The 24,569-nt window shown below is 61.6% G+C and carries 21 protein-coding genes; 7 read left to right on the forward strand and 14 right to left on the reverse strand.

The window, feature by feature from the left end; genetic code table 11:
• Nucleotides 1-227: hypothetical protein (locus ACFUCV_RS04255; protein WP_380812383.1), on the forward strand; the 227-nt coding region annotated here is incomplete at its 5' end.
• A gap of 1 nt (nucleotide 228) precedes the next feature.
• Here the strand turns inward: ACFUCV_RS04255 and ACFUCV_RS04260 are convergent.
• The gene (locus tag ACFUCV_RS04260; RefSeq protein ID WP_380812385.1) at nucleotides 229-1,512 is read right to left on the reverse strand and encodes a phosphatidylserine decarboxylase family protein; all 1,284 of its coding nucleotides are present in this window, start codon (nucleotides 1,510-1,512) and stop codon (nucleotides 229-231) included.
• 523 nt (nucleotides 1,513-2,035) lie between these two features.
• Between ACFUCV_RS04260 and ACFUCV_RS04265 the strand changes: the two genes are divergently transcribed.
• Nucleotides 2,036-2,404 carry a PDDEXK nuclease domain-containing protein gene (locus tag ACFUCV_RS04265; protein WP_380812387.1) on the forward strand — a complete coding sequence of 123 codons (369 nt, stop codon included), beginning with the start codon at nucleotides 2,036-2,038 and terminating at the stop codon, nucleotides 2,402-2,404.
• Nucleotides 2,405-2,453: 49 nt separating this feature from the next.
• On the opposite strand, the gene ACFUCV_RS04270 is transcribed toward ACFUCV_RS04265, so the two are convergent.
• Nucleotides 2,454-3,341, reverse strand: a complete 888-nt coding sequence (locus ACFUCV_RS04270; protein WP_380812389.1) for a hypothetical protein — start codon at nucleotides 3,339-3,341, stop codon at nucleotides 2,454-2,456.
• A 121-nt stretch (nucleotides 3,342-3,462) separates the two neighbouring features.
• Here ACFUCV_RS04270 and ACFUCV_RS04275 point away from each other — a divergent pair, with 121 nt between their 5' ends.
• Both ACFUCV_RS04275 and ACFUCV_RS04280 read left to right on the forward strand, forming a co-directional pair.
• Nucleotides 3,463-3,762, forward strand: coding sequence for a type II toxin-antitoxin system VapB family antitoxin (locus ACFUCV_RS04275; RefSeq protein ID WP_380812391.1), 300 nt, complete (start codon nucleotides 3,463-3,465; stop codon nucleotides 3,760-3,762).
• Nucleotides 3,755-4,588 (forward strand): LytR C-terminal domain-containing protein, encoded by an 834-nt coding sequence (locus ACFUCV_RS04280; protein ID WP_380812393.1) that lies wholly within the window; start codon nucleotides 3,755-3,757, stop codon nucleotides 4,586-4,588. The genes ACFUCV_RS04275 and ACFUCV_RS04280 overlap by 8 nt, the downstream gene beginning before the upstream one ends.
• Here the strand turns inward: ACFUCV_RS04280 and ACFUCV_RS04285 are convergent.
• From ACFUCV_RS04285 to ACFUCV_RS04295, 3 genes are read right to left on the reverse strand one after another with little or no spacing between them, the layout of a single operon-like run.
• Nucleotides 4,585-5,214: a TetR/AcrR family transcriptional regulator gene (locus tag ACFUCV_RS04285; RefSeq protein ID WP_380812395.1), complete on the reverse strand. Its 630-nt coding sequence runs from the start codon at nucleotides 5,212-5,214 to the stop codon at nucleotides 4,585-4,587. The two genes, ACFUCV_RS04280 and ACFUCV_RS04285, sit on opposite strands and share 4 nt — an antisense overlap.
• Before the next feature lie 45 nt (nucleotides 5,215-5,259).
• Nucleotides 5,260-6,522, reverse strand: coding sequence for a type II toxin-antitoxin system HipA family toxin (locus tag ACFUCV_RS04290; protein WP_380812397.1), 1,263 nt, complete (start codon nucleotides 6,520-6,522; stop codon nucleotides 5,260-5,262).
• A complete protein-coding gene (locus ACFUCV_RS04295; protein WP_380812399.1) occupies nucleotides 6,519-6,725 on the reverse strand; it encodes a helix-turn-helix domain-containing protein in 207 nt (68 codons plus the stop codon). Before ACFUCV_RS04295 ends, ACFUCV_RS04290 begins: the two co-directional genes overlap by 4 nt.
• A 163-nt stretch (nucleotides 6,726-6,888) precedes the next feature.
• Here ACFUCV_RS04295 and ACFUCV_RS04300 point away from each other — a divergent pair, with 163 nt between their 5' ends.
• Together ACFUCV_RS04300 and ACFUCV_RS04305 are read left to right on the forward strand one after the other, a co-directional pair.
• Nucleotides 6,889-8,214, forward strand: coding sequence for a CynX/NimT family MFS transporter (locus ACFUCV_RS04300; RefSeq protein ID WP_380812401.1), 1,326 nt, complete (start codon nucleotides 6,889-6,891; stop codon nucleotides 8,212-8,214).
• Nucleotides 8,214-9,200 (forward strand): 2-hydroxyacid dehydrogenase, encoded by a 987-nt coding sequence (locus ACFUCV_RS04305; protein ID WP_380812403.1) that lies wholly within the window; start codon nucleotides 8,214-8,216, stop codon nucleotides 9,198-9,200. Before ACFUCV_RS04300 ends, ACFUCV_RS04305 begins: the two co-directional genes overlap by 1 nt.
• A gap of 33 nt (nucleotides 9,201-9,233) precedes the next feature.
• On the opposite strand, the gene ACFUCV_RS04310 is transcribed toward ACFUCV_RS04305, so the two are convergent.
• A complete protein-coding gene (locus ACFUCV_RS04310) occupies nucleotides 9,234-10,670 on the reverse strand; it encodes a DUF5129 domain-containing protein (RefSeq protein WP_380812405.1) in 1,437 nt (478 codons plus the stop codon).
• A gap of 182 nt (nucleotides 10,671-10,852) precedes the next feature.
• Here ACFUCV_RS04310 and ACFUCV_RS04315 point away from each other — a divergent pair, with 182 nt between their 5' ends.
• Nucleotides 10,853-12,895, forward strand: coding sequence for a PhoX family protein (locus tag ACFUCV_RS04315; RefSeq protein WP_380812407.1), 2,043 nt, complete (start codon nucleotides 10,853-10,855; stop codon nucleotides 12,893-12,895).
• A 69-nt stretch (nucleotides 12,896-12,964) separates the two neighbouring features.
• Here the strand turns inward: ACFUCV_RS04315 and ACFUCV_RS04320 are convergent, their stop codons facing one another.
• The 8 genes from ACFUCV_RS04320 to ACFUCV_RS04355 form a co-directional block, all read right to left on the reverse strand.
• Nucleotides 12,965-14,128 (reverse strand): Wadjet anti-phage system protein JetD domain-containing protein, encoded by a 1,164-nt coding sequence (locus ACFUCV_RS04320; RefSeq protein ID WP_380812409.1) that lies wholly within the window; start codon nucleotides 14,126-14,128, stop codon nucleotides 12,965-12,967.
• Nucleotides 14,118-17,498, reverse strand: coding sequence for an ATP-binding protein (locus ACFUCV_RS04325; protein WP_380812411.1), 3,381 nt, complete (start codon nucleotides 17,496-17,498; stop codon nucleotides 14,118-14,120). Before ACFUCV_RS04325 ends, ACFUCV_RS04320 begins: the two co-directional genes overlap by 11 nt.
• Nucleotides 17,495-18,136, reverse strand: coding sequence for a DUF4194 domain-containing protein (locus ACFUCV_RS04330; RefSeq protein WP_380812413.1), 642 nt, complete (start codon nucleotides 18,134-18,136; stop codon nucleotides 17,495-17,497). Before ACFUCV_RS04330 ends, ACFUCV_RS04325 begins: the two co-directional genes overlap by 4 nt.
• Nucleotides 18,133-19,575: a DUF3375 domain-containing protein gene (locus tag ACFUCV_RS04335; RefSeq protein ID WP_380812415.1), complete on the reverse strand. Its 1,443-nt coding sequence runs from the start codon at nucleotides 19,573-19,575 to the stop codon at nucleotides 18,133-18,135. The genes ACFUCV_RS04330 and ACFUCV_RS04335 overlap by 4 nt, the downstream gene beginning before the upstream one ends.
• A 441-nt stretch (nucleotides 19,576-20,016) precedes the next feature.
• Entirely contained in the window at nucleotides 20,017-21,255 is a 1,239-nt protein-coding gene (locus ACFUCV_RS04340; protein WP_380812417.1) for an ABC transporter ATP-binding protein, read from the reverse strand.
• Between the two features lie 30 nt (nucleotides 21,256-21,285).
• Nucleotides 21,286-22,128, reverse strand: a complete 843-nt coding sequence (locus ACFUCV_RS04345; protein WP_380812419.1) for a carbohydrate ABC transporter permease — start codon at nucleotides 22,126-22,128, stop codon at nucleotides 21,286-21,288.
• Nucleotides 22,125-23,096, reverse strand: a complete 972-nt coding sequence (locus ACFUCV_RS04350) for a carbohydrate ABC transporter permease (protein WP_380812421.1) — start codon at nucleotides 23,094-23,096, stop codon at nucleotides 22,125-22,127. The genes ACFUCV_RS04345 and ACFUCV_RS04350 overlap by 4 nt, the downstream gene beginning before the upstream one ends.
• Nucleotides 23,093-24,421 carry an extracellular solute-binding protein gene (locus tag ACFUCV_RS04355; RefSeq protein WP_380812423.1) on the reverse strand — a complete coding sequence of 443 codons (1,329 nt, stop codon included), beginning with the start codon at nucleotides 24,419-24,421 and terminating at the stop codon, nucleotides 23,093-23,095. The genes ACFUCV_RS04350 and ACFUCV_RS04355 overlap by 4 nt, the downstream gene beginning before the upstream one ends.
• Between the last annotated feature and the right edge of the window lie 148 nt (nucleotides 24,422-24,569).

Here is a 24,569-nt window from a genome sequence, read left to right on the forward strand (position 1 = left end):
CGCACGGCACGATCACGAACTTCGGTTGGGTATCTCTTGGGCATGATTGCCATCTTTCTCAAAAAAGACAGCGGCATCAAATCCGGGACGGTTCAGACCTCCCTGGACGTCATCGCCGCAAAATTCAATACACCCCAGAACCATCTTGGGATTCCTCACATCATGAGAAGCGTGCACTCAACTACTCAACAACAGTGTTCCTGCGGCAGCTTGACCGCTTTGGCTAAGTTAGTGCTGGTGGGCTGGATGTTCCTCATGTGGCTCGTCGCGGACAGTTGCCAGTTTTGAACGGACCAGCACCTGCGGTGCTGCCGGATCGTGGGGCTGGGGAACGGCGTCAACGGCGAAGTCTGCGACCACACCGGGGCGGAAGACCAGGCAGTAGGTCGATCCGCCGAATTGGAAGTGTCCAAGTTCCTCTCCTTTGGTGACGTGGCTGCCGGGACGCAAACCTGGACGGATCACGCACGAAGACACATCGGCCATGCCCACCTCCACCACTGCCATCAATCCAATCTTTGGGTTGTCGGCCTCGATTAAGATGATGGCCCGTGTGGCAACGTGCGCCAGGTAAGACTGGGAGATGGCCGGCTCGGCTGCGGCTGCGCCTTCTGAATCGGCTTCGGAGTAGTAGGTTCCCTCGACATTGAAGGCTTTGACGATCTTGCCTGCAACAGGGCTGTGCCAACGATGGTAGTTCGTTGCACTCAGGAAGGCTTGGTAAACGGTTCCACCGACGAACTCCTCCACAGACTCGTCGTTGGCCAACATGTCCTGCAGGGAGTAGGGCTGGTTCTTTATCCAAAACCGGTCCTGCTTTTGCACATTGACGCTGATGCCATAAGGCTTCGATTCGCAGGCGCTCACAATCACCGATTCGTCCTCCGGGGCTGCGACTGGCCGCGCGTCCTCTTTGAACCGTCTGGTGAAGAAATCGTTCCATGACCGGAAACCCCAGTGTTCCTGATCGGGGTCGTGTTCAAACTGTTCAATTTTGATCGTGGAACGGGCCGCTTCAGACATCCACCCGGTTGGTGAGTCGTTGAGGACGGATAATGAGGCTGGGCTGTCGAGGAACTCGCACCACGCGTTCAGCAACTTTTTAAGCATTGCATTGATGCGGCGATCCCGATACGCGGCAAATCCGGCAGGCGTGCTCATCGTCCAGTCCAGGATAGCTCCCAAGGGGGTCATGACCATTGAGTCACCAAACTGGGGTGCCATGGTCATGACCTCATTAATCAACGCCAATAAGTGCGGTACATCCTGCACGTACCGCTTTTCGTAACGTCTGTTCTTTGGTACTTGGGAGATCATTTCATTGAGGTACATGCGAACGAGCGGATCCACGTCGATAAGATCCTTGAACTCGGCAACCACCGGGTGCAACGGCTGCTCACCGCGCGACTCGACACGCTGGCACAACTCAGCCAACCAATCCTCAAGGTCCCCCTGCTCGGGCAACCAACCTGCGTGACGACGAATATCAACAGAATCCGAAGAAGTAGTCATCAAACCACCCTACTGAGACAGCCCCCCCGCCGCGAGCAAAGACACACAGAGGAGCGCAAATCCAGGAACTTGGACGCAAGGGATATTCAAGGCAGCTTAAGGATGAACTCATCCAGTCGCTGCGCGACTCATAAGTGATTTCCAAGGCCGGTGCAGCGGCCATTTCCAGGGAATTTGGAGGGCGGTGCAACCGATCAAGGGGAGAGTGCCTACGTCAAAGCCCATCCGAAAAGATGCATTTGACCTTGACAGGAAGATGCTGCGCCCACACTGAACAAGCAGCAATGAATGCTGCCTTATATCCGCTGAGCTTCAACCGGATGGCTGCGCCATCAAACCTTGCACAACAACTCGTGGCCCCCGATTCGGAACTAGCCCAACAGATTGCCAAGGATCCCTGCAACTTCGAGTTTCTTGGCCTCTCTGGTGAAGTCGCCGAGCCGGACCTGGGGCAACGGCTTATGGACCGGATGGTCAAGACCCGCGGGAGCTCGGACCGGGATTTGCCTTTGTGGGCCGGCAGGTGCATTTTGACGTTGACGGGGATGACTTCCACCTGGACCTGCTGTTTTTCCATGTCGAGCAGCTGCGCTACATAGTGATCGAGCTCAAGACCGGAAAGTTCAAGCCGGACCGTATCGGTCAATTGCAGTTTTATATCGCGCTGGTCAATGACAGGCTTCGCCGGGATGCCCACGCCCCGACTGTGGGAATCCTTGTCTGCGGCAGCAGCAAAGACCATACGGTCTATTACGCGCTGAACCAAGCAGGTTCTCCCATGGCCGTCTCAACCTGCACATATGAAACCCTTCCCGCCTCCGAACAAGCGGCCCTGCCGAGCGAAAATGACTTGAGCGCAACGTTGGATTGGGTTCAGCCGCCAGCCCTGTAGTACCAGGGCCTTTCGCCGGGCACGGGTCCAGGCAGCCCGCCACACCGCACTACCGGGCCAGCGTGTCCAACCAGAACTGCAGGAACGCCGCGCCGGCGGCGTCATTGGTGACGTCCCCACCCAGTTCAAGGTGCGCGGCCGTCTTGATCGGGTAGGGCTTTTCCGGCATGCCGTCGGCCGGGCGGACGTCCACGTGCACCACAGGGTGGTCTTGGTGATGCAGCCAGTCGGCCATGGCGTAGTCGGTGCGGGAATCTCCCACCGTGCGCCAGGCCTGCGGCACAATGCCCTGGGCGGCCAGTAGTTCCACGGCGCGGCTGGCGCCGAGGTCCTTGCCCAGACGCACCGATTCAATGTCGGTGGAAATGATGGAGGGGTCCACACGGTAGTCAATGCCACCGCTGGAATCCGGGGCCTGGTGGGCCAGGTGCACGGCCCCCAAATCGTGGGCGGACAGCAAGGCCAGCACCTCGGCGTCGAACTTGGCCTGCTGCGCCAAATAAGCGGCGCTTTCCACCTCGATGTTTTGCTCCACGGAGACCATGGCGCGTTTGGTCTCATCGAAGAACATGTACTCGGCGTAGGAATGGGCCACGAGCTCCCGGACCGCGTCGCCAAAAGCGGCAGGCATGGCCAGCTCATGGTCCACCTGGATGTTCCCGGGGCCGGCGTCGGTGAAGCTGAACCAGACGGCGCCCTTTTCACAAATGGCGTGCACAGTTGCGCCGGCTGGCAGTCCGGCCTGGAGCATGGGGGCCATGAGCTGATCGGCAATGAAGGCGTCGGAGCGGCCGGTGTTGAACACCACGGGAATGCCGTGGCGGACCAGGGCAATCAGGCTGGAAATGATGTCCGGGGCCACGCGCCGGGTGAGGGGGCTGGCCAGTGGGCCGTCCACGTCCAGGAGCAGGGCAAGCGGCGGTTGCAAAAGATTCATGAACCCATAGTCGCAGCAGCGGCGCAGCTGGGGCCACTTTCGGTAACCTTTTGGCAACTTAGCGGGCTGCGCTAAAGCGTGTCAGTATCTTTTAGGGCGGGGAAGTACCTAGTCTGGTGGGGTGATCTTCAAAGCTGTTGGCGACAAACGCCCCTACCCCGACCATGGCCATGTGACGCCAAAGGACTGGGCGGGTGTGCCGCCGCGCCAGGTGCGCTTGGCGGATCTTGTGACCACCAAGGCACAGCTGGACCTGGAAGCGTTGTTGGCGGAGGATTCGACGTTCTTTGGTGATTTGTTCCCGCACGTGGTGCAGTGGCGGGACACCCTGTATTTGGAGGATGGATTGCACCGGGCCGTCCGCACTGCCCTGCACCAACGCACCATTTTGCATGCCCGGGTTCTGGTGATCGATGACTAGCCCGCCTGCGGGGGAGCCTGCGGGCGGTGTGGGGGACGACGCCGGTTCCCCCACCTCCCGCCAGCTCCGCCAGGCGCAACGTGCTGCCCGTAGGCAAGCCAAGGACGCGGCCTTTGAGCTCCGGCAGGAACGCAGACGTGCCAAGGACGGCACCAGCTGGCGGGGCCACCACATTGTGGACAGCCGGGGCCTGACGGAGGCCTTTCCCGAGCCGGAGACCCCGGAATTCAGCACCGCTTCAATCCGCCGCCGCATTCTCCATGGCGTGATACTGGTTTTGCTGCTGGCTGTGGTGGTGGCGGCAGTGGTGCTGGCGGCCATGATCCAGCGTGGGGAGCTGACACTGCCCGCCGGCAATGACGATCCCGACATTGCACCCGCAAGCTGCCCGGCATCCACGCTGGCCTATGCGCCCAACAACACCGTCACCGTCAATGTCTACAACGGTGGCGCGAGGGAGGGGCAGGCGGGGCAGGTGGCGGAAGAACTGCGGAGCAGGGGCTTTGTGGTCCAGGAAGTGGCCAATGCATCCGCGGCTTTGACGGCACCGGCGGTGGTGGTGTCAGGTGCAGAGGGCCATGCCGCGGCATTGACGCTGCAGCGGCAGTTTGCCGGCAGCGACTTTATTCAAGATGAGCGCAGCGATGCCAGCGTGGACGTGATCCTCACCAGCGCCTTCACGGCGGTGCTGGCGGTGCCCGAGGTCAGCGTGGCCCCCGGGGTGCTTGCCTGCCCGCATCTGAGCCCGCCTGCCAGCGGTCCGGCACCGGACCAGCAGCCAGTCAGCCCCGCAGCGGCGGGGCAGCGCATCAGCATGCTGCCCTAACGCTCCAGCCGCACAGGCCGTCCCCCGGCTGTGAAGGCGGCGCCAACCCCGGCCTGGATGAAACGCACGGCAGAACTTATATGGTCTTCGTCGGGGGTGTCGGCGCTGCGGCGTGCGGCGCTGGCTGTCATGGAGCCGTGGATCAGCTGCACGAGTTCCTCAATGTTGGCCTGCGGCAAAAAGCCCTGTTCCATGCCGTCACGCAGAATGTCCATCAGCAGCGTGTTGAGTTCGCCCACATGGATGCCCAGTTTCTTGAAGGATTCGCTGGACAATACCGAGCGCATGGCCGGTCCCGGCGGCAGGTGGCGGCGGGAAAGGTCTTCCAGCTGTGCCCGCACGTACACGGCCAGGCGGTCCACGGGATTTTCAATCCCCTGCAGCCGGGCCTTGAGATCCACCACAAACCTGCCAGTCTCATCCAGTGCGTAGGCCACCAGCAACTGCTCCAGATCGGCGAAGTAGTTGTAGACGGCGGTGCGGCCCACGCCGGCGGTGCGGGCCACATCCGTCATGGTCAGGCCGGGGAGTCCGTGGGTAAAAAGCAGTTCGCCAAAGGCATTGAGGATTTTGCGCTGGGTTTGTTCACGCTGCGCCGCGTTGGTGGGGGCAGCTATTCGAGGCATGGAGACAGTTTAGCCGCCATTTGTCAGTAAAAGTATTCCTGCCCCTCAACGCGTCAAAGCCGCGCGCCGGATCCCCAGCACGCGCACGACGGCAGCGCTGACCCCCCGCTCGAAGGGCAGCTCCTCCGTGGTCAAGGACGAGGCAGCCAGTGCCCTGTCAATGCACTTGGCCACCAGGCGTTCCGGGATATGCAGGGAACGGCCCAGCCGCAGCCAGTCATTGCGGTTCAGGCCCGTACGGCTGCCGGCGTTGCCGCCCACGGGGAGGGCCATGCCTGGATCACGGGACGGGTCCCCGTCGGTCAAATCCGTCAGGATGCCGCCGGGGACGCCGGCGGCAAAGCCCTGTTCAATTTCCGCCGCGAGCGTGCACTGCAGATCATAGGCAGGGGCCACCAGCCATTCACCACTGGGCTGTTGAAGCACGGAGATGTTTTTTGCGTGGAGGTTGCCGTTGCCGGTGAGCCAGGCAAAGAGGAACTGCAAAAAAATGTTCCGTGCAGCCAGGGCCTGGGAGGCACACATGCCCACAGCGGCTGCCGCCACCGCCTCGGTGGGCACGGAAAACTTGCGCGCCGGCAGCAAGCCCAGCAGCTGGGCACAGTCCTCAACGGCCAGCGGTCCACTGGGGGACCTGTCAAAACGGGAGACCAGCAGTGCGGCCTGGCCGGCGGCGTCATGCACCAGGCGGGCGTCCGCCACGGGAATGCCCAAGCCACGGGCCTTGGTCAACAACAGCTGCTCCGTCTCCACCTGCCGGGCGTGGCTGCCGTCATTGAACTTCAGTATGTAGGCCCGGCTGGCGTCCTTGTCATAGCGGTAGGAGGCGGTGACCTTGTCTTGGACCCCGGGCAGGGCGCATCTGTCCACGGGTCCGGGTACTGCGGCGAAGTCGGCGAAGCGGATGGTGTCCATGGTTTTGCTCACCGTCAACAGCGGCGGAATTGTCTGCGGTTTCTCGCCCGAGGGGACAATCTGCACATCCCCCACGGGGCTCTCGCCGGCGGCAAGGAGCAGTGAGAATTCGTCCGAAATGGTGGTTTTGACCGCCCAACGCAGTTTCGCCAGACGCTCCCCCTCGGGCAGAAGGCCGGCAAAGAACGCCGGCACGCTGCCGTGGCCAAAGGTGACTGGCACATCAATGGCCGGCAGGGTGGAGGCAATGGCCGGGGCGCCGTCGCTGAGGTATCCGGGAAGATAGGAGAACACCACGCCCAGGCTGGGATTGCGGGTCAAGGTCGCAGCGGCGCGGCCCTTTTTATACACCACGGCCTGGGTGACGTGTTTGGCGGACTCGGGTTCCCTCATTTGCCGGCCACCTGCAGGGACAGGTTCATGCCCAAGGCGGAGGCGACGGCCGTGAGAATGTCCAGGCGCACGGTTTCCCGGCCGTTCTCCAGGTCGCTGAGCACACGGGTCGAGATGTCGGCCAGATCAGCCGTTTCAATCTGTGTCAGGTGCAGTGCCCGACGCCGGGCGCGCAGGGCTGCGCCCAAGTCAGCTGCATTCATGTTGGCTGTGCCTTTCTAAAAAATGACAGGCCCGATGCCCCATCCTAATCCCAGCGGGGCCGGCTTTGTGCATGATCATGCCGAAATTGCCCCGTATGACGAGCTCCCACGCGGCACGGCCGCCAAGTCTTGGGCATTGGTCCATGTTGGCTAGGGTTGAGCAGTGACGAACTTTGTTAAAAAACACCCCTGGACAGGACGGCTTGGTGCGCTGCTGGGCATCTTGATGATGGCGCTGAGCCTGCGTCCGGCAGTGTCGGTGGTGCCACCGTTATTGGGTGAGCTGACGGGGGAGCTGGGGTTCACGGCGGGAACCACCGGTCTTCTGGCCACCCTGCCGCCGCTGCTTTTTGCCGTATTCGGTCTGTTGACACCCGTACTCATTCGTCGCTTCAGCCTGGAGAAGGCGTTGATTGCCGCGATTGCCTTGGCGGCGCTGGGGCAGTTGGGACGTGCTGCCACGGGGGAGGTATGGCCTTTTTTGGTGCTGACAGCGGTGATCATGGCTGGTTACGGAATTGGCAATGTGGTGCTGCCCCCGCTGGTGAAAAAGTACTTCCCGGACAGGGTGGGCATGGTCACCGCCGGCTATGTGACGCTGTTGTCAGTGGGCACAGCCATCAGCCCGCAGTTGGCGGTGCCGGTGGCCGATGCCACCAGCTGGCGGGTGTCCATTGCCATGTGGGCGTCCCTAAGCTTCATGGTGCTGTTGCCATGGGCGGCGCAGTTTGTCCGGGACGCGCGCAGCACAGCGAAGTTCCCGGCCGGTGTCCAGAAAGTCCCTGCGGCAAAGTCAACGCCTGCCCCCGGCCCGGCAGTGGACGTTGGGATTCCGGCCACCGGGCAGCCGCGGCTGCGTCCATGGCGCTCGCCGGTGGCGTGGGGTTTGGCGATCTTCCTGGCCGGCAACTCTGCGCAGACCTACGTGTACTTCACCTGGCTGCCGCCCTACCTTTCCGGACAGGGGCTGGATGCGGCCACTGCGGGCACGGCCCTGGCCTACTTTGCCATCCTGGGTTTGCCCGTGAGCTTGTTGGTGCCGCTGTGGGTGCCGCGGATGAAAAACCCCATCGTGGCCATTTCCATTTTTGCGGTGTGCTGGCTGGTGGGCCACGTGGGCCTGTATGTGGCACCCCTGGACTGGACCTGGCTTTGGGTGACGTTCTCCGGGCTGGGCCAGGGCACCTTCGCCACGGCTCTGTTGATGGTGAACATGCGCTCGCGCACCACACACGGTTCCTCGGTCCTCTCCGGTTTCAGCCAAGGGCTTGGCTACGCAGGTGCCGGCATAGCACCGTTGTTCTTTGGCACCATTCATGACGCGACTGGTTCGTGGACGGCGTCCTTTGTCATGTTGGGTGCGTGCCTGGTGGTCATGATGTGCGGGGCCGTCATGATCAATGCGAAGCGGTACATTGAAGATTCCGCCGAGGCAGCTGCACCCGCCGGGTCAGCCGGGTCCGCGGCGGTGCCTAAGGAGCGTTCCTGATGACTTTGCGTTTCCTGCTCACCGAGCGCATTCCTGATCCGGGCCTGCGCATGCTCCACGAAGCCGGTGACGTCACGGTCCTGCCGAGCCCGCCGGGGGCTGCGGAACTGCGCGGGCTGTGTGCCAGTGGTGATTTTGACGTGTTGCTGTCTCAGCTGGGGGATGCGGTGGATGCGCAGTTGTTGGCGTCGGCGCAGCTGCGCGGCGTTTCCAATTATGCAGTGGGGGTGAACAACATTGATTTGGCAGCTGCTGCAAGCCGCGGAATTCCCGTGGGGAACACCCCGGGCGTCTTGACGGACGCCACCGCTGACATTGCCATGCTGCTCATGCTTGGCACCGCCCGGCGCGTGATTGAGGCTGACGCCCTGGTGCGTGCGGGCAAGTTCAACGGCTGGACCCCCGACCTCATGCTGGGCGGTGACGTCTCCGGGCAGGTTTTGGGCCTGGCGGGGTTTGGCCGCATTGCCCGTGCCACCGCCCGCAGGGCCTTGGGCTTTGGGATGGAGGTCATCTTTTCACCCCGGCCACCGGCGGAACGGATCGTCAGTGCTGCGGAATTGGGGGAGTTCGCCGGGAAAGCCACGCAGTTGCCCTGGCCTCAAGTGCTGGCGCGTGCTGATTTCCTGTCCCTGCATGTGCCCTTGGCGGCGGAAACCAGGCATTTGATGGATGCAGCCGCCTTTGCTGCCATGAAAAGCTCGGCGTTTCTCATCAATACGTCCCGGGGCCCCGTGGTGGCGGAGAGGGACCTGGTGGAGGCCCTGCGGCAGGGTGTCATTGCCGGTGCCGGACTGGATGTGTACGAGCATGAACCGGCGCTGGCACCGGGCTTGGCGGAACTGCCCAATACTGTCCTGTTGCCCCACGTAGGCAGCGGCACCGTTGCGGTGCGGGCCAAGATGGCCGGGCTTGCCGCGGCCAATGCCATTGCCATGGTCCGCGGCGAAACACCGCCCCACCCCGTGATGCCCCCGCAGAAGTAGGGGCCGGGCCGGCCGGCCCGCACTTCTGCCAGCTCAGAAGCGCGAGGAACTGCCCGAGCCGGAGAAGCTGCCGCCGCTGGAGCCGTAACCGGTGCTGCTGCCGGAGCTGGAGCTGCGTGAGCTGTCCACAGCACTCTTGCCACTTTGATAGCCGTTCTGGAAGGAGTGCACCGAGTAAAAGGTGTTCCAGCCATAGACGGCGCCCAAAATATTGCTTTGGCGCACGCGGGGATCGTTCCGCCGGCTTTTCTCCATGGATTCGCGCATCTTGTCCTTTTCGGCACTGTTCTTGGCGTATTTGTTGATCATTGCTGAAGAGTGCTGCTGCAAAAGCTTCGTCAAATCCTTCCGCAGGGCCTTAAGGCGGTCCAGGGCCTGTTCCGGGGTGAGGCGTTCGGATTCGAAATCGGCTGCCAAGGCCTGGAGCTCCGCTCTTTTCTCACTTTGAAATGAGGCCAGGGCAGCAGTGGTGGGCACGTCCCTCGCCTCGCGCTGGGACAGGAGCGCGGAGAGCTCTTCCAGGTCCTCGGCCAGCGGCTGAACCTGCCTGTCCCACGCCTCTCCCCACCCGGCGTACTTGTTTAAAAGCGTGTTGGTGTCCGCAATGACGTCGTCCAAATCATCCAACTCCGTGGCGAGGTCGGCGTATTTCTTGGTGACCTTGACGTTTTTGGCCTTGGCGAGCTCCTTTTTGCTGAAGCCGTGCGCCTGTTGGTTCAAGTCTCCCGCCCGGTTGTAGAGGTTGCTGAAGTTGCGGTACTTCTCCAGCACCAGGGCCCCGTAGGAGGACGATTCCGGGATGGTTTTGGCGTTCAGCTCGGTGACGTCCAAGGCGAGGCTGACACTGGAATAGCCCGCATCCCCGCGCTTGATGTTGTCCGCCGCTTTTTTGCGGTTGACGGCGCGGACGGCGGCCCACGTCCCGAATCCCAAAACAGCCAAGCCGCCGGCAATGCTGGTGGTGATGATGAAGGCGGCCGACTGGTACCACGGCTGGTTGATCAGTTTTGCGCCCTTTTCCACGCCGGCAATGGTCCCGTCGGTCCATTGGGCCTCGCGGAAGAGGTCTTTCACGGAATCTTGAATGGCTTCCTGTTTGGACAGCGATACCTTGCGGTCCTCGCCCATGTAGGTGCCCACCTGCCGTCCCACCGGATCAAAGGCAAAGATGAACAGGCCGTCGGCCCATTTTTGTCCGTCGGCGCTGATCCATTCGGGATGTTCCGCACGGGCGTAGCGCAGCACTTCCTCATTGAAGTTGTCGCTGTATTTGCCGTTGCGGGTGTAAACCACCACTTGGGTGGGCTCGCGGAAGTCAATGGCTTCCAGCGCCGGCACGAGCTGGGGCTGGTACAGCACCCCGGCGGTGTCCTCCACCACGATGCTGGTGGGTGAATCGGCCAGTGCTGCCGGTGCAACGCCCAAGATGGTCAACAGCGCCAGTGCAAGAATCCCCAGGATTTTTTTCATGGGTACAGCCCACCATTGAGCAGTTGCCGGATGCAAGTCCCGACCAGTGGCGGACCGTCCTGACGGGATGGTTGGGTGCCGGTTCATGCCCTGTTCACCATTTAGCACCCTGCCGGTTCCTTGGCGCTGCCACTGTGGCTGTCACCGCTGCCCACTTGCACCGCATTAAGGACGTTTTTGCCATGACCGATTTGAAAAAGTTTCTGCCCATGCTCGGCCATACCCGTGGCAAGCGCAGCGCCGTCACCTGCGCACTCAAATGTGACAATGCCTGTGCCAAGGCCGTCTGCAACACCTCCTCCAACAGCTATTTCCGGGACATTGTCGCCAAGGAAATTTCCCGCCGCGCAGCGTTTGGTTTGGCTGGTGCCCTCAGTGCCGCAGTGGTGCTGACGGCGTGCGGCAGCAAGCCTGAGGACGGCGGTGGTTCCACGGCCTCCGGCAAACTGGAATTCGCCCCCATTGAGCCCGTGGATGCGGGCATGGACACCTTTGTGGTCCCCGAGGGCTACGCATGGTCTCCGATCATCCGCTGGGGTGAGCCCTTGTTTGCCGGCACCCCTGACTTTGACTTTGCCGGCCAGAGCCCCGAGGCGCAGGCCGGCCAATTTGGCTACAACAACGACTACACGGAGATTCTGCGCCAACCCGACAGTAAAAAGGGTTTGCTGGTGTGCAACCATGAATACGTCAATCCCGAGATCATGTTCCCCGCGGCCCCGGTCGATGCGGCTGAGGAAAAGCTTCGGCGCAACATCTACCGCAGCGCCGTCGGCATGAGCGTGGTGGAACTTTCCCGGGACAAAGCCGGAACACCGTGGGAATATGTGCGTGGCGGCAAGCTCAACCGGCGCCTGACCTTGGACACCACCTTTGAACTCACCGGCCCGTTGGCCGGGACCGACTGGGTCAAGACAGTTGATGACCCTGAAGGCCGAATGGTGCTGGGCACGCTGGGAAACTGTGCCGGTGGAACCACACCCTGGGGCACCATCCTCTCGGGCGAGGAAAACTTCAACGGCTTCTTCCGGACCTCCGGCACCTCCGTGGAGGACCTGCGCTATGGGCTCGAAGACAAGGAAACGACGATGGCCTGGGAGAAGGACGATCCCCGCTTCGACGCCCGAGGCGAAGACCACCGCAACGAACCCAACCGCTTCGGCTACATTGTGGAGCTTGACCCCGAAGACCCGGACTCCGTGCCGAAAAAGCACACGGGGATGGGCAGGTTCAAGCATGAGGGGGCCAATGTCATCGTGGCCAGGAACGGCAGGGTGGTGGCGTACTCCGGCGACGACGAACGATTCGACTACCTGTACAAGTTTGTGTCAAAGGGCAAGTATCAGGAGAACGACAAGGCACACAACATGACACTGCTCTCCGAGGGCGATTTGTACGTGGCCCAGTTTGCCGGAAACTCCGCCTCTGAGATTGACGGATCAGGGAAGCTGCCCGCGGACGGATCCTTTGACGGAACCGGCGCTTGGCTGCCGCTGGTGGTCAACGGCAGGAGCGCCATTGATGGCATGAGCGTGCCGGAGGTTTTGGTGTACACGCGCCTTGCCGCGGACAAGGCCGGAGCCACAAAAATGGACCGCTGCGAAGACGTGGAACCGAACCCGGCCACAGGCAAGGTCTACGTGGCCTGCACCAACAACAGCAAACGGGGCGTGGAAAAGGGGGCCAAGGCCGACGAGGCCAACCCCCGCAACGAGAACCGGGACGGGCACATTGTGGAAATCATTGAGGACGGGGGAGATTCCACCGCCACGGTGTTCAACTGGAACCTGCTCATGCTGTGCGGTGATCCGGCGCAAAACAAGCAAACGTACTTCAGTGGTTTCCCGGTGGAGAAGGTCAGCCCCATCTCCTGCCCCGACAACCTGGCCTTCGACTCCGCGGGCAATCTGTGGATCTCCACCGATGGGGCGCCCTCGGTCATCAACCGCAATGACGGTCTGTTCAAGGTGGGTCTGGAAGGCGGCGACCGCGGAAACGTTCAGCAGTTCCTCTCTGTCCCGCGCAATGCCGAAACCTGCGGACCCATCATCCATGACGAGGAATCCATGGTCTATGTGGCCGTCCAGCACCCGGGAGAGGACGGCAGCTACGGCAGGCACGAGTCGCTTTTCCCGGACTTTGTCGCTGATGGTGCGACGCCGGCACCCGGTGCGGTGCGCGCTCCCCGGCCCGCTGTGGTCCAGGTGTTCCCGGCTGCGGCGTAGGCCCACCAGGGAGGTTCCCTTTCCGCCGGCACGCTGGCCGGAGCGCCGGTGGAAAGGGCCGGCCCCGGTTCAGGGAAGCCGGGCCAGCACCCAGTCCCAACGCAGCAGTTCCTGCTCCAGGCGTAGATGCCGCTGGTGGGTTCCGGCCTTGAGTGCCTGGTACAGGGTGTTTTCAAAGTCATCCAGGCGTGTCAGCGTTGCGTGGCTGGGCGCATCTTCCCTGCCCCAAAAATCCCTGTGGGCCAGCAGGGTCTCCGCATCCATCAGGATGCTGCGCACATGCGGGTGGTGGCTGCGCAGCTGGTCCAGAATATGAAAGCCGTGGGTGTCAATGTCACCCCAATAGGCCACGTCGACACCAGCAAGCCAGGCAGCGTTCCGGATGCCTTCGAAGCCGTAACCGCCGCCAAAAACGGCAAGCGTCCGCGGCGCCGGGGGCAGTGCCAGGAAGTTGACCAGGTTTTCTGTGGTGATGATCCGGTCGATGTCCATCGGGTGGGCGGCGAACGCGGCGGCGGTCATTTCCAGGTCATCCATCCCCACCATGGGCGCTGCGGCCGGATCCAGGTACCTCACCCGCACCCGGTCCGGACCGGTCCGGAAACCGTGCCTGCGCGCGTAATTCCTGCCGCCAAGAGGCCTCTCGGGGCACAATACCGCGAGCATCCCGTCAATGAGCCTGCGGTGGCTTTCCACGAATTTTGTGTGGACACCCGGCAGGGACAGTTGACGCAGATAGATCCCGGGTGCTGGGTTTTCGGCGAACCAGACGGCCACCCGGGCCGCCGTCAGGGCATCCTGCCCGTATTTGAGCAATTCGAGGGGGCGCAGCATTGCCCAGGCCGACAGCCTGGCATCGACGCCGGCCAGCCTTCGAAAAAGTTCGGCAAAGCTGGCTGCTTCCCGGCCCAGCCCCAAAAACAGGATTTCATCACCGGCGGAGGCAAACACCGCCGCGGCCGGCAAGGTATTGGCGCCAATGGTGTTGGCACCCACGGAAACATGCTCCAGCGAGCACGCCCGTGGTGCCGGTTCCCACGAGGCAGCCCATGCCGCGGCGAGGGCGTAGTTGGTTCGCAGCTGCGTGGCGGTGGGATGTTTCAGGGCACGACGGCGGGGATGAACTCCCGTGGGCAACGTGGCCTCACGCAGGAGTTCACCGCTGTTCCAGGACCGCAACGCCGCTGTCCGCACGTCACCGGGCGTGGTCCACCGCGGTGGGTCAGTGCTCACGCCTGGCCCGCTCAGCCCGGTATTCCTGGATGCTCATATTGCGCAGCTGGGAATCGGCGCCGGTTTCATTGGCCACGAACCCCACGTTGGCCACGAAGGGCTCAATGACATGGATCTTTTGCAACGGCGTGACAATAAGCAATTGAAGTTTCATCCGCTTGAACAGCTCCAGACCGTATTTTGCGGATTCGTCCGAACCTCGCCCGAACGCCTCGTCGATGACCACAAAGCGGAAGGACCGCTGGTTGCCGGAGCCCGCTGCAATCCCGAACTGGAAGGCAAGTGCCGCGGCCAGGATGGTGTAGGCCAGTTTTTCCTTTTGCCCACCCGATTTTCCGCCCGAATCGGTGAAATGCTCGTGTTCCTCACCGGTTTCCGTCCATTTTTCAGAAGCTGAGAACGTGAACCAGTTGCGCACGTCAGTGACCTTGGCAGTCCAGCGCTCATCCAGGCTGGTGCGTCCCTCGCGGCCCCGGAAACGTTCCACAAGTGCTTCCACCTGCAAAAACTTCTGCTCCGAATATTGTTCCTGCGCGCCAATGCTGCCCTCGGAGCAGGCCCGCAGTTCGGCGCCAAATTCCCGCACCTCCGGATCTTGGCTGGACCGGGGTTCCAACTGGATGTGCCGGCCGGTGTTGTATTCAATCCGGGCCAGGGACTCGTTGATCTCATCTATGCGGGAGACGATGTCCTGCTTGCGGGCATCAAGGAAGGCATTGAAGGCAACAATCTCGTGGATGGTGTTTTGCGTCAGCGAATCCTTGAATTGGGTGGCAAAGCGGGGCAGATCGTTGTCCACCAGCTGTGCCAGCATCTTGTTGAACTCGTGGACAGCATCCAGTGAGGCGTCAAGCTCGGTGGTCTCCGACGGGTACTTGTTCCTGAAATCAGTCATGTGGCGAATGGTGGTGCCCTCGGCAGTGCTCATGCGCCGGCTGAGGGCATCAATGGCCGAGGTGAGTTTGCCGCGGGCTTTGCGCTCGGTTTGATCGGTGTTTTTGTACGTGAGCACCTCGGCTCCAAGGATCACTTGGGCGAGCCCTTCCAAGGCAGTCAACACTTCGATGCTGTCGGTCAGCGGTTCCTGTGCCAGTGATTCCCTGCACTGGGCAATTTGTTCATTGATGGTCCTCATGTCCGCTTCATGGGAGCCAATGCGCCGATCCATGGCACTGAGCTTGTCCTGGGTTTTCGCCACCCTTTCTGCAGTCTCCGCCTCGCGCCGGCTGAGCTCGCGCAGGATGTCGTTGGAGGACTCCAGGACGGTCTTCTCCTCCTTCAGGCCCGCCATGGCACGTGCGGTGGCCTGCCAGTTGAGCTCGGCAAAGCCTGTGACGGCGGTGACAGTGCCGATGAGCCGTTGCTGCTGTCCCAGTTTGCCCAGTTGGGCGTCGACGCGGGCCAGGCCGTCAACGGCCGTGTGGGCTTGGCCTTCGGCTTGTTCGAGTGCCGCCCGCAGCCGTACGGTCTTGTCATGGTTGTCCCACCCCAAAACGTAGCTGGAACGGTCCGTCAGCGCTTTGCGGTCATCTTTTTCATGACGCCCGCCGCCACTTTTGAGTTGGCCATTGACAGTCAGTGCCTTGGGATGGCGGCGGAACTCGTCCATGGTTTCGCAGCACTGATGGTCAAAACGGCGGCTGAGTTCATGGATCAGGAAGTCGCGCAGGGATGAGCCGGGTTTGATGCCGATCTTGCTGGCAAGGGTTCCCGGCGCTGCGGCGGACGCGGCGGGATGGTTGGAAACCTTCAGGTAGACCAGGCGGGCGTGCAGGTTGTTTGACTCAACCCAGTCGCTGACCGCGGCATAGTGCGTTCCGGTGACCAACAGGGACAGGGCAAAACCGTGCAGGGTGCGTTCCGCCGCGCCTTCCCAGGCGGCCTCCGAGTCACGGACCTTCAACAGCTCGCCGGCAAAGGGCAGTTCCGATTCGGCAATGCCTGTTCCCTCGCACAACCTTTTCCGCAGTGCTATCAGCCAGCTGGGCAGCAGGTTTTGCCTGTTCATCAGACTCTGAAGTTCCTCCTGTAACTGGCCCGCCTGCCCACGGGCCTCGGAACGCTGGCGGTCCAGGGCCGTGCGTTGGTCCTGGAACTCGGCATTGGCTTGGATCAAGTGCTTTTCCACCCCAGGCAGGGCCGCTGCATTGGCGTCAAACACCACCTGGTCCTCGGGGGCAAACAGACCAAGCACGGTGGCGGCGTCGGAATAGCTGGTATGGCGCTCGCGCTGGGCACCTTGCTGGAGCGAGAGCCGGGCAAGCTCCGCCTCAATGGCAGCAATCCGTCCCCCTCCGCTGTTGCGGATGTCATCGCGCAGCTCGGCCAACTCCCGGTTCAAAGCACCAAGTTCAACTGACAGGGAGGTTTGCTGCTCCTGAACCTTGGCGCAGGCACGTTTGAGTTCCAGCAGGTGGGCTTCGCTGAGCTCAAGCTTTTGGGTGCTGAACCACGGTGAGAGCTGCTCACGCTGCAGGTATGAGCTGTTGTAGTCCCCGCTCAACGCATCATGGCGGGCGGCGTTGTCCCGCACGGGCTCCAGCATGCGGATCTGGTCCTTGGCCCGGAGCACCGCGTGGTGTGCCTTCTTCAAATCGTCAAAGTGGTGCAGCAGGTTTTTGATGCGCGTTGCAACATCGTCCTCCGCCAGCATGTTGGTGCGCACAAATTGGGTGATGTTTTCCACCTGCTTCATGGACACTGTGCGGTGGAACAAATCCATGGCCTGGGCTGATCCAATGCCAAAGTGGCGTTTGAAGGCGGCACCATACTGTTCAAAGGAAGGGAAGGTCCTGCTTCCGTTGGCAATGAGCCGCCGCTTCAATTTGGCAATGTCCGCCCCGAAGTGGGAGAAGTCGTCCTTGATCGACTGCCCGGTTTCGGAAATGGAGTAAAAACGGCTGGGTTGTCCCGCTTCCTGGGTGGCCCACAGGGTGATGGCCAAGGTGACCGTCTTGTCCAGTGCGGCGTTGTGGAACACGCCAAGGATCACGGAATACGTCCCGGGCCCGCGCAGCGCCACCGGGCGCGAGGCATCACCAATGCCGCTGCGGGTGCTTTTATGGAAGCCACGCACATAGGACATGAGGCTGCGTTCCCTCTTTTGCGCGCCTGCGGCCTTGTTGTATTCAATGCGGTTGGCGGGCAGCAGCAGCGTGGTGATGGCGTCCACCACGGTTGATTTTCCGGAACCAATGTCGCCGGTGAGCAGGCTGTTCTCCCCCTCCAGCCGGAAGGTGCGGACGGCATTGTTGAAGGTGCCCCAGTTCAGCACCTCCAGCCGGTGCAGCCGAAATCCCGGTCGGGCGCCGGCGTCGTCAGCGGACAGTTCATCCAGGGAAAACAGGCCGGGCTGGGTCTGGGTGCTCATGTTGTGGCTGCGCCTTCCAGTGTGGACTTGTAGTCGGAGAGCCGGGCATCAAATTCCTCAAGCCATTGCGCGTCGACGTAGGCCTTGAGGATGCGGGCCACTTCGTAGCTTTGGTCCTGACCGCGAAGTTTGCGCAGGAAGCCGAGCTCGGTGACCTTCTTGATGTTGGTGGCCAGCTGGTCCAGGACACGGGCTTCATTGCTGGACTGGGGGAGGAACACGGAGACCATGTCGTTGATTTGGCCCGCCGTCATGATCAGGCGGGTTTCACTGTTCTGCTGGTCAAATTCGGCCAGCCGGGCGCGCAGCAGGGCCAGCAGCAGGCTGACGTGGAAGGTGAGCTGACGGCGGGGGACCAGGCGTGGAAGCTCAGGATCTGCATCGGGGCTTGAGCGCAGGAACGCATAGCCCTCGCTGTCATCAAGGACCAGTTCCAAACCCAACACGCCCACGTAGTCCCGGGTCTGGTTGGTCAGCTCCATGAGCCGCTGCCACAACTTTTCATCAGCGTCACGGTAAATGACTCCTTTGAACAATCTGGTCACCACCAGTGGCAGTCCGTCGGGCGCGCGGGTTCCCGCTGCCGGGGCTTCCTGAAGAAAAACCGCGTCGGGGATTTGCTCTGGGTTGGTGCTCATGATGGCCTCACAAAAATGATCTTTTCGACTGTGGCTTCGCGGAGGCTGCCGTCCGGCAGGGTCCACGACAGGGTTTGGGCGGCATCGGGGTCAATGATGGCCGACGCTGAATCAGTGGCAAGCTGGAAATAGCTGACAATCTCCGCCAGGCCCTGGCTCAGCGGGAAGGCATCGGTGACGTCCGCCAAAGTGGCCTGTTCCGCTTCCGCCAGCACAAAGTCAATGTTGGACTCCAGCCGGTGCGTGTCCACATGAAACTGGTCGAAAAGCGCGTGGGCATCCACCTCAAGGTCCTCCGCAACGTCAACCGCATCGTTGATGGACACCTGTCGGCTCGGTTCGTACAAAGGGCGCTCGAAGGGAAGCTTGACAGGCACCTCATGGTGGGCGAGTTCGGCAAAGACGCCGATTGGGGGTGCCGGGCGGACAGCAAGTGCGGCGGACTCAATGTTGCGGATCAACGTCATGATGCGCTTGTCCTCCAGGAAGACCTTGTCATCAAGCAGGCGCCGGATTTGGGCCGACAGCTGACGTACGGTGCCCTGCGTTTGTTCGACGGCGGGCAACCAGTCCTTTTGCATCGAGGTGATCGAATGCAGCCCCTTCTGCGTGGACAATGCCTCGATCCGGGTGGCACGTTCCAGCAGCTCATGCAGTTCGGAGCGCAGCCGGGGTGACATCAGATAGTCCCAGAAACCTTGGAAGGTGCGGCCCTGCAGGGAACCGCTGATGTCCTGCTGGGAGGAAAAAATGGACTCCAGAAGGTCGCCTTGGCCACCTTCCCACCGTGAAATCTGTTCCCGAAGGTTGCGGTCAAGTTTGCGGAAGTTCGCCTCCACCTCACGAAAGTCGGAAAGCAGGTCCTTGGCCTGGGCGGTCAGCTGGTGGAAGTGGTCCACCGCCTCGGGAGGCGTCATCAAGGGGATTTCGCCGGCACGGATCTGCTCCATTTGGGCGTCAATGTCATCGCGCTGGCGTGCCAGCTCCGCCAACCGTGCCTGGGGATCCGTTTCCGAGCCCTGCACGAGGGTCTTGAGCAGGTTGAAAATGCTGGACAGGCGTGACTGCGTGGGCACAAAGTCGCGGCCTCGCAATGATTCCACCCAGCGGATGACGTCCTCGGTGGAGGCCGTGAGATCGTAGACGGGTTCATCGCGGCCGTCGGCATAAAACTTCCGCAGCCAGGCCTTGTCGGGCTCGGCCCAATCATCCAAGTATTCACCGGCGGAACGGGGAAACCTGTCCTGACCCATGGAGTCCCGCAGGCCGAACAGCACATCATCCAACACATCCACAAGATCCTGACGTCCCAGATTGCGCAGGTTGGGGTCCGTGAAGGCGACCATGAAGAATGTCAGGGCCAGCGGTGCGTGCTGAGCTCGAAGCAGGGACCAGCCAGCGTGGTTTTCACGCAGCAGGTTGATTGCAAAATAGTCCACGGGGCGCTCCAAATGGCTGCGACGGCTTCTGCCTTAATGGTAAAGGCAGGGTCCCACAAACGTTCATTGTTGAGCCGGTGCCGATGCGCCAACTCCCAAGGAACTCCAAGTTCCAGGGAACTCCAACTTCCAAGGAATTCCAAGTTCCCGGGCGCTGACCAAATCCCAGGCACAGGCGGGGACTGCCAGCGCGAGGGCTGCCGCTTTGGCGGATCACCGTTGCGGAGCCGTCGTTGGGGTCGAGCCGGCAGGGAGTCCGGATGGGGCTGGTGCCTGTTCGCCTCGATGCCCTTGAACAGGCCTCCGCGGGCCAGCCCGTCCTGGTTCTCATTTGGTGGCTGCTCCCAGGTGCGTGGGCCGGGCAGACGCGAAAGGCCTGCAATGTCAGCTGGAAACCAGCTGCCATTGCAGGCCCGGCCGCACGGCGGGTTGCTGCGTTGTCTAGTCCTGTGCCGCGGCTATCTCCTCGGCACGTTCCTGACCGGCCTCCTCCGTCAGGCGGGCGCCTTCCTCGGCGTCACGGGTGAGGTTTTCCCCGGTCTTGGGATCGAAAAGGTGGATCCGTCGCGTATCCAGCCACAGCTCGGCTGGACGGCCACCACGGATCTTGCTGGCGGCGTCGAGCGTCACCACCACCTGGGGGCGCAACTCGTCGGCATCCATGTCCCGGGCCAGGCTGTTGAGCATGTCCCGGACCTCCGGGGCCGGGTCGAAGTTGATGTAGCCGTACTGCTCATTGCCGAGCCATTCAGTGTGGGTGAGTTCAGCGGCGAACGTGGACCCATGCTGGAGCTTGTGCTCCTCCACCAGTGAGGCATCCTCAAAGAATTCCGGGCGCACCCCCACCAGCACCAACGGCAGCTCCCTGGCCTTGGCGGCTTTCTCTGCGCTGATTTCCACGTCCCCAATGGAGGTTTTGAGGGTGTTTCCCTCCAGGCTTGCCGGCAGGAAGTTCATGGACGGGGAACCAATGAAGCCGGCCACAAACAAGTTGATGGGCTGCTCATACAACTCCCGGGGGGAAGCAATTTGCTGCAGTTCCCCCTTCTTCAGCACCGCCACCCTGTCGCCGAGCGTCATGGCCTCCGTTTGATCGTGGGTGACGTAGACGGAAGTGGTGCCCAGCCTGCGCTGCATCTGGGAAATCTCCGAACGCATTTGGCCACGGAGCTTGGCATCAAGGTTTGAGAGCGGCTCGTCAAAGAGGAAGGCATCGGCCTGGCGCACAATGGCCCGGCCCATGGCCACGCGTTGCCGTTGCCCACCGGAGAGGTTGGCCGGCTTGCGTTGGAGGTGGTCGGTCAGTTCGAGCATGGTGGCCGCATTGGTGACCAGGCGGTCAACATCCTCCTCCTTATGCTTTCCCTTCGCCAGACGCAGTGGGAAGGCAATGTTCTCGTAGACCGTCAAGTGCGGGTACAGGGCATAGTTTTGAAACACCATGGCCAGATTCCTGTCCTTGGGCGCCTTGTCATTGGCCCGCTTGCCGTCAATGAGAAGTTCCCCCGAGGAAATGTCCTCCAAACCAACTATCATGCGCAAAATGGTGGACTTCCCGCAGCCGGAGGGTCCCACAAGAATGACAAATTCACCGTCTGCAATGTCAATGCTGACATTGTTTACTGCGGGAAAACCGTCCCCGTATTCCTTCACGATGTTCTTAAGGGTGATTGCAGCCATGCTCGCGATCCTTTTCTGTGAGTGAGGGCATCAGCCCTTGACGGCGCCTTGGGTCAAGCCTGAAACAATTTGACGCTGGAACAGCAGGACCAGCAGCACCACGGGAATGGTGACAATGATTGCTGCCGCCGAGATGGCGCCCGTGGGTGCCTCAAATTGGGAGGCGCCGGTGAAGAAGGCCAAAGCTGCCGGCACCGTGCGGGCAGCTTCCGTGGAAGTGAGCGAAATGCCATAGACAAAGTCGTTCCAAGCAATGAAAAACGCAATGATGGCAGTGGTGAACACGCCCGGGGCTGCCAGCGGAACAATGGCCTTCCTGAACGCCTGCCACGTGGTGGCGCCATCCACCTGCGCAGCCTGCTCCAGTTCCCACGGAATCTGGCGGAAGAAGGCCGCCAGCGTCCAAATGGAAATGGGAAGGGTCAGCGAGAGGTAGGGGATGATGACACCCAGCCAGGTGTCATACAGCCCAATGTTGCGCCAGAGGTTGAACAGCGGCGTGACAATGGAGATGACAGGGAAAATGGAAACCGCCAACGCGGTGGTCAGGACCACCTTCTTGCCCGGGAAGTCCAGGCGGGCAATGGCGTAGGCACAAAGCGTTGCCAGCACCACGGCAACGAAGGTGGCGATCAGCGCAATTCCAATGGAGTTGCGCAGGGCCGAGAGGAACAGGCCCTGCGCGTCCCCCACCAGGATCTGTTCGTAGTTTTCCCACGTACCGGACCCCGATGAAGGCAGAAACTTCCCCGAGGTCAAATCGCTCGGTGCCTTGAAGGAGGTGGAGAGGATGGACGCCACCGGGAAGAGCGCGTACAGCAACACCAGCACCGAGATGACGGCCCAAGTAATCTTCTGCTTCGTGGTGGTCATTTTTTGCCTCCCTGAGATCCAGCCAGATCCACCTTGAAGAGTTTGATGGCAACGAAACAAATAATGAGGACGCACAGGAACAGCAGTACTGAAATGGCGGAACCAAGCCCAATTTCCAGCCGGGAAATGGAGGTTCTATAGGCCAGAAGCGACAGCACCTCCGTGCCATGGGCACCATTTGTCATGATGAAAACATTGTCGAAAATGCGGAAGGCATCCAGGGTGCGGAACAGCACGGCCACCATGATGGCCGCCTTCATGTTGGGAATGATGACCTTGCGCATCCGCTCCCACCAGGTGGCCCCGTCCACCTGGGCCGCCTCGGTCAGTTCACCCGGCACCTGGGCCAGGCCGGCCAACAGCAGCAGTGAGATGAACGGCGTCGTCTTCCAAATTTCCGAGGCCATGATGACAAACAGCGAGGGCCAGAACTCGGCGAACCAGTTCAAGTCGGTGCTGATGCCCGGGATCCAGCCAAACCAGTGGTTGATGTAGCCGGAGTTGATGTCGAAGGCGTAAAACCAGGCGTACGCGGAGACCACCGTGATGATGCCGTAGGGGACCAGGATGGCTGTGCGCAAAATGCCGCGCAGCGACTTGATGGCCTTATCCATCACCAGCGCCAGGGCGAAGCCGAGGATCAACTCGATGACCACTGTCACGATCGTGATGATGACGGTGACACCAAGTCCGCGCCACCAGACGGTGTCGGACAAAATGGTCAGGTAGTTGGCGAAGCCAATGAATTCGGTGTCATCGGGGGCCGTGAGCCGCAGGGAGAACAGCGAATCCCAGAAGGCCTGCAGGATGGGGTACAGCGTCACGGCCAGCATGACGACGAACGCCGGACCGGCCAGCAGCCAGCCAAGCTTGCGTTCGGCCTTGGACCTGTCACTGCGTTGACTGCGACGGCGTGGGCTGGCCGGATTGGCCGCCCCTGCGGGCTTATTTGAAAGTGAGGTGCTCACAACAGCCTTTCCCCCTTAAGTACTGCAAGGATGAAGTCCTGCGATTCCTGCGGAGTGGTCTGTGGATCCACCGCATCGGGGGGAGTCCAGCGTTGCTGCAAGCCAGTGGAGACTTCGTTGTAGAACGGCGTCTGCGGCCGGGGTGCGGCGAGTTGAAGTGATTCCCGGATGGTGGGTGCCATGGGGAACTGCTCTTCCACCCGCGGATCGTCGTAGGCGGCCGAGTTCGACGGCGGGTTGCCATTGGTGACAAAGTAGGTGGCCTGGTTTTCGGGCTTCACAATGCACTCGATGGCCTGGTAGGCGAGTTCGGGATTCTTGCTTTTGGAACCCACACCCAAATTGATGCCACCGAGCGGGGGAGCGGTGTCGGTCCCGGCTTCCACCTGCGGGTACAGGGTCCAGCCAATGTCATCCAAGACCGACTGCTCCACACTGCCGGCCTTGACTGCTGCGTTGGTGGCCGGCCAGACAAAGGGATAGTTCACCATGAACGAGCCCTTGTCCCCCCGGAACAAAATCATGGAATCATTTTCCGTGGAGGTGGGAAGCCCCGGTCCGCCCAAATTATCCTTGCCAATTTTGCCAATGATTTCCGCGGCGGCTTCGCCGGCCGGAGTGGTCAGGCCCAGCTCAATCTCATCTGCCGGGGCTTCAGGGTTTTGCAGGATCTGCCCTCCGGCTGATTCGACCAGGGCATTGATCCATACCGTCATGGACTCTGCCTGGGAGCCCTGCACGCCCAGGTACTTTTGTTCATTTTCCGCCGCTTCCATGATCTGATCCCAAGTGACGGGTTTGCTCATGTCCAGCCCCGCTGCTTCCGCCACGGACTTGCGGTACCAAAGGATTTGGGTGTTGGCCCAGAAGGGAACCGTCACCAGTTCATCTTTCCAGGTGGCCCCCGCCAGGGCGCCCTCCAGCACATCCTTGGTGGTGTTGGCCGCAACATCCTGCGGCACGGGAGCCAGGAAGCCAGGTTCCGCCAGCTCGGGGACGAAGGGAGGGTCGATGCTCATGATGTCCAGGGACGCGTCGCCGGCGGCGAGCCGTCGGGCCAATTGTTCGCGCTGCGCGGCGGCGTCTTTGGGCAGGAGGGAAGTTTCAATCCGGTAGGAGCCATTGGCCTCGGAGGTGCACAGTTCCGCCAGCTCGGCTTGGCCGCCGTCGTCCGGGTTGATGTACCAGGTCAGGGTGGGCACATCATCTGCCGGTGCGCATCCGGGCAACAACAATGCCCCCACCGCCAGCATGGCCGTGCCCGCCACGCGTTTGATTTTGCGTTTCCCACCGCCGCGGTCCTTGGCGGCATTCGTGTTCGGCATACTTACGTTCCCTCCCAACGTAGTGGTCAACCAGTTTGACATTCCGGGCCCGGGTGACTGTGTTTTACACCATAACCCCCCGGGTGGTTCTTTGCGAGGATTGTACCCACATATGTTTCACAATCCGGGTGGGTGGGCGTGCCAACCG

The sequence above is a fragment of the Specibacter sp. NPDC057265 genome, from assembly GCF_042668835.1.
Lineage (GTDB): Bacteria > Actinomycetota > Actinomycetes > Actinomycetales > Micrococcaceae > Specibacter.

Coding starts and splice junctions, on each gene's coding strand:
- ACFUCV_RS04260 (WP_380812385.1), bottom strand. CDS start 1,512: ATGACTACTTCTTCGGATTCTGTTGATATTCGTCGTCACGCAGGTTGG.
- ACFUCV_RS04270 (WP_380812389.1), bottom strand. CDS start 3,341: ATGAATCTTTTGCAACCGCCGCTTGCCCTGCTCCTGGACGTGGACGGC.
- ACFUCV_RS04280 (WP_380812393.1), top strand. CDS start 3,755: ATGACTAGCCCGCCTGCGGGGGAGCCTGCGGGCGGTGTGGGGGACGAC.
- ACFUCV_RS04285 (WP_380812395.1), bottom strand. CDS start 5,214: ATGCCTCGAATAGCTGCCCCCACCAACGCGGCGCAGCGTGAACAAACC.
- ACFUCV_RS04290 (WP_380812397.1), bottom strand. CDS start 6,522: ATGAGGGAACCCGAGTCCGCCAAACACGTCACCCAGGCCGTGGTGTAT.
- ACFUCV_RS04295 (WP_380812399.1), bottom strand. CDS start 6,725: ATGAATGCAGCTGACTTGGGCGCAGCCCTGCGCGCCCGGCGTCGGGCA.
- ACFUCV_RS04305 (WP_380812403.1), top strand. CDS start 8,214: ATGACTTTGCGTTTCCTGCTCACCGAGCGCATTCCTGATCCGGGCCTG.
- ACFUCV_RS04310 (WP_380812405.1), bottom strand. CDS start 10,670: ATGAAAAAAATCCTGGGGATTCTTGCACTGGCGCTGTTGACCATCTTG.
- ACFUCV_RS04315 (WP_380812407.1), top strand. CDS start 10,853: ATGACCGATTTGAAAAAGTTTCTGCCCATGCTCGGCCATACCCGTGGC.
- ACFUCV_RS04325 (WP_380812411.1), bottom strand. CDS start 17,498: ATGAGCACCCAGACCCAGCCCGGCCTGTTTTCCCTGGATGAACTGTCC.
- ACFUCV_RS04330 (WP_380812413.1), bottom strand. CDS start 18,136: ATGAGCACCAACCCAGAGCAAATCCCCGACGCGGTTTTTCTTCAGGAA.
- ACFUCV_RS04340 (WP_380812417.1), bottom strand. CDS start 21,255: ATGGCTGCAATCACCCTTAAGAACATCGTGAAGGAATACGGGGACGGT.
- ACFUCV_RS04345 (WP_380812419.1), bottom strand. CDS start 22,128: ATGACCACCACGAAGCAGAAGATTACTTGGGCCGTCATCTCGGTGCTG.
- ACFUCV_RS04355 (WP_380812423.1), bottom strand. CDS start 24,421: ATGCCGAACACGAATGCCGCCAAGGACCGCGGCGGTGGGAAACGCAAA.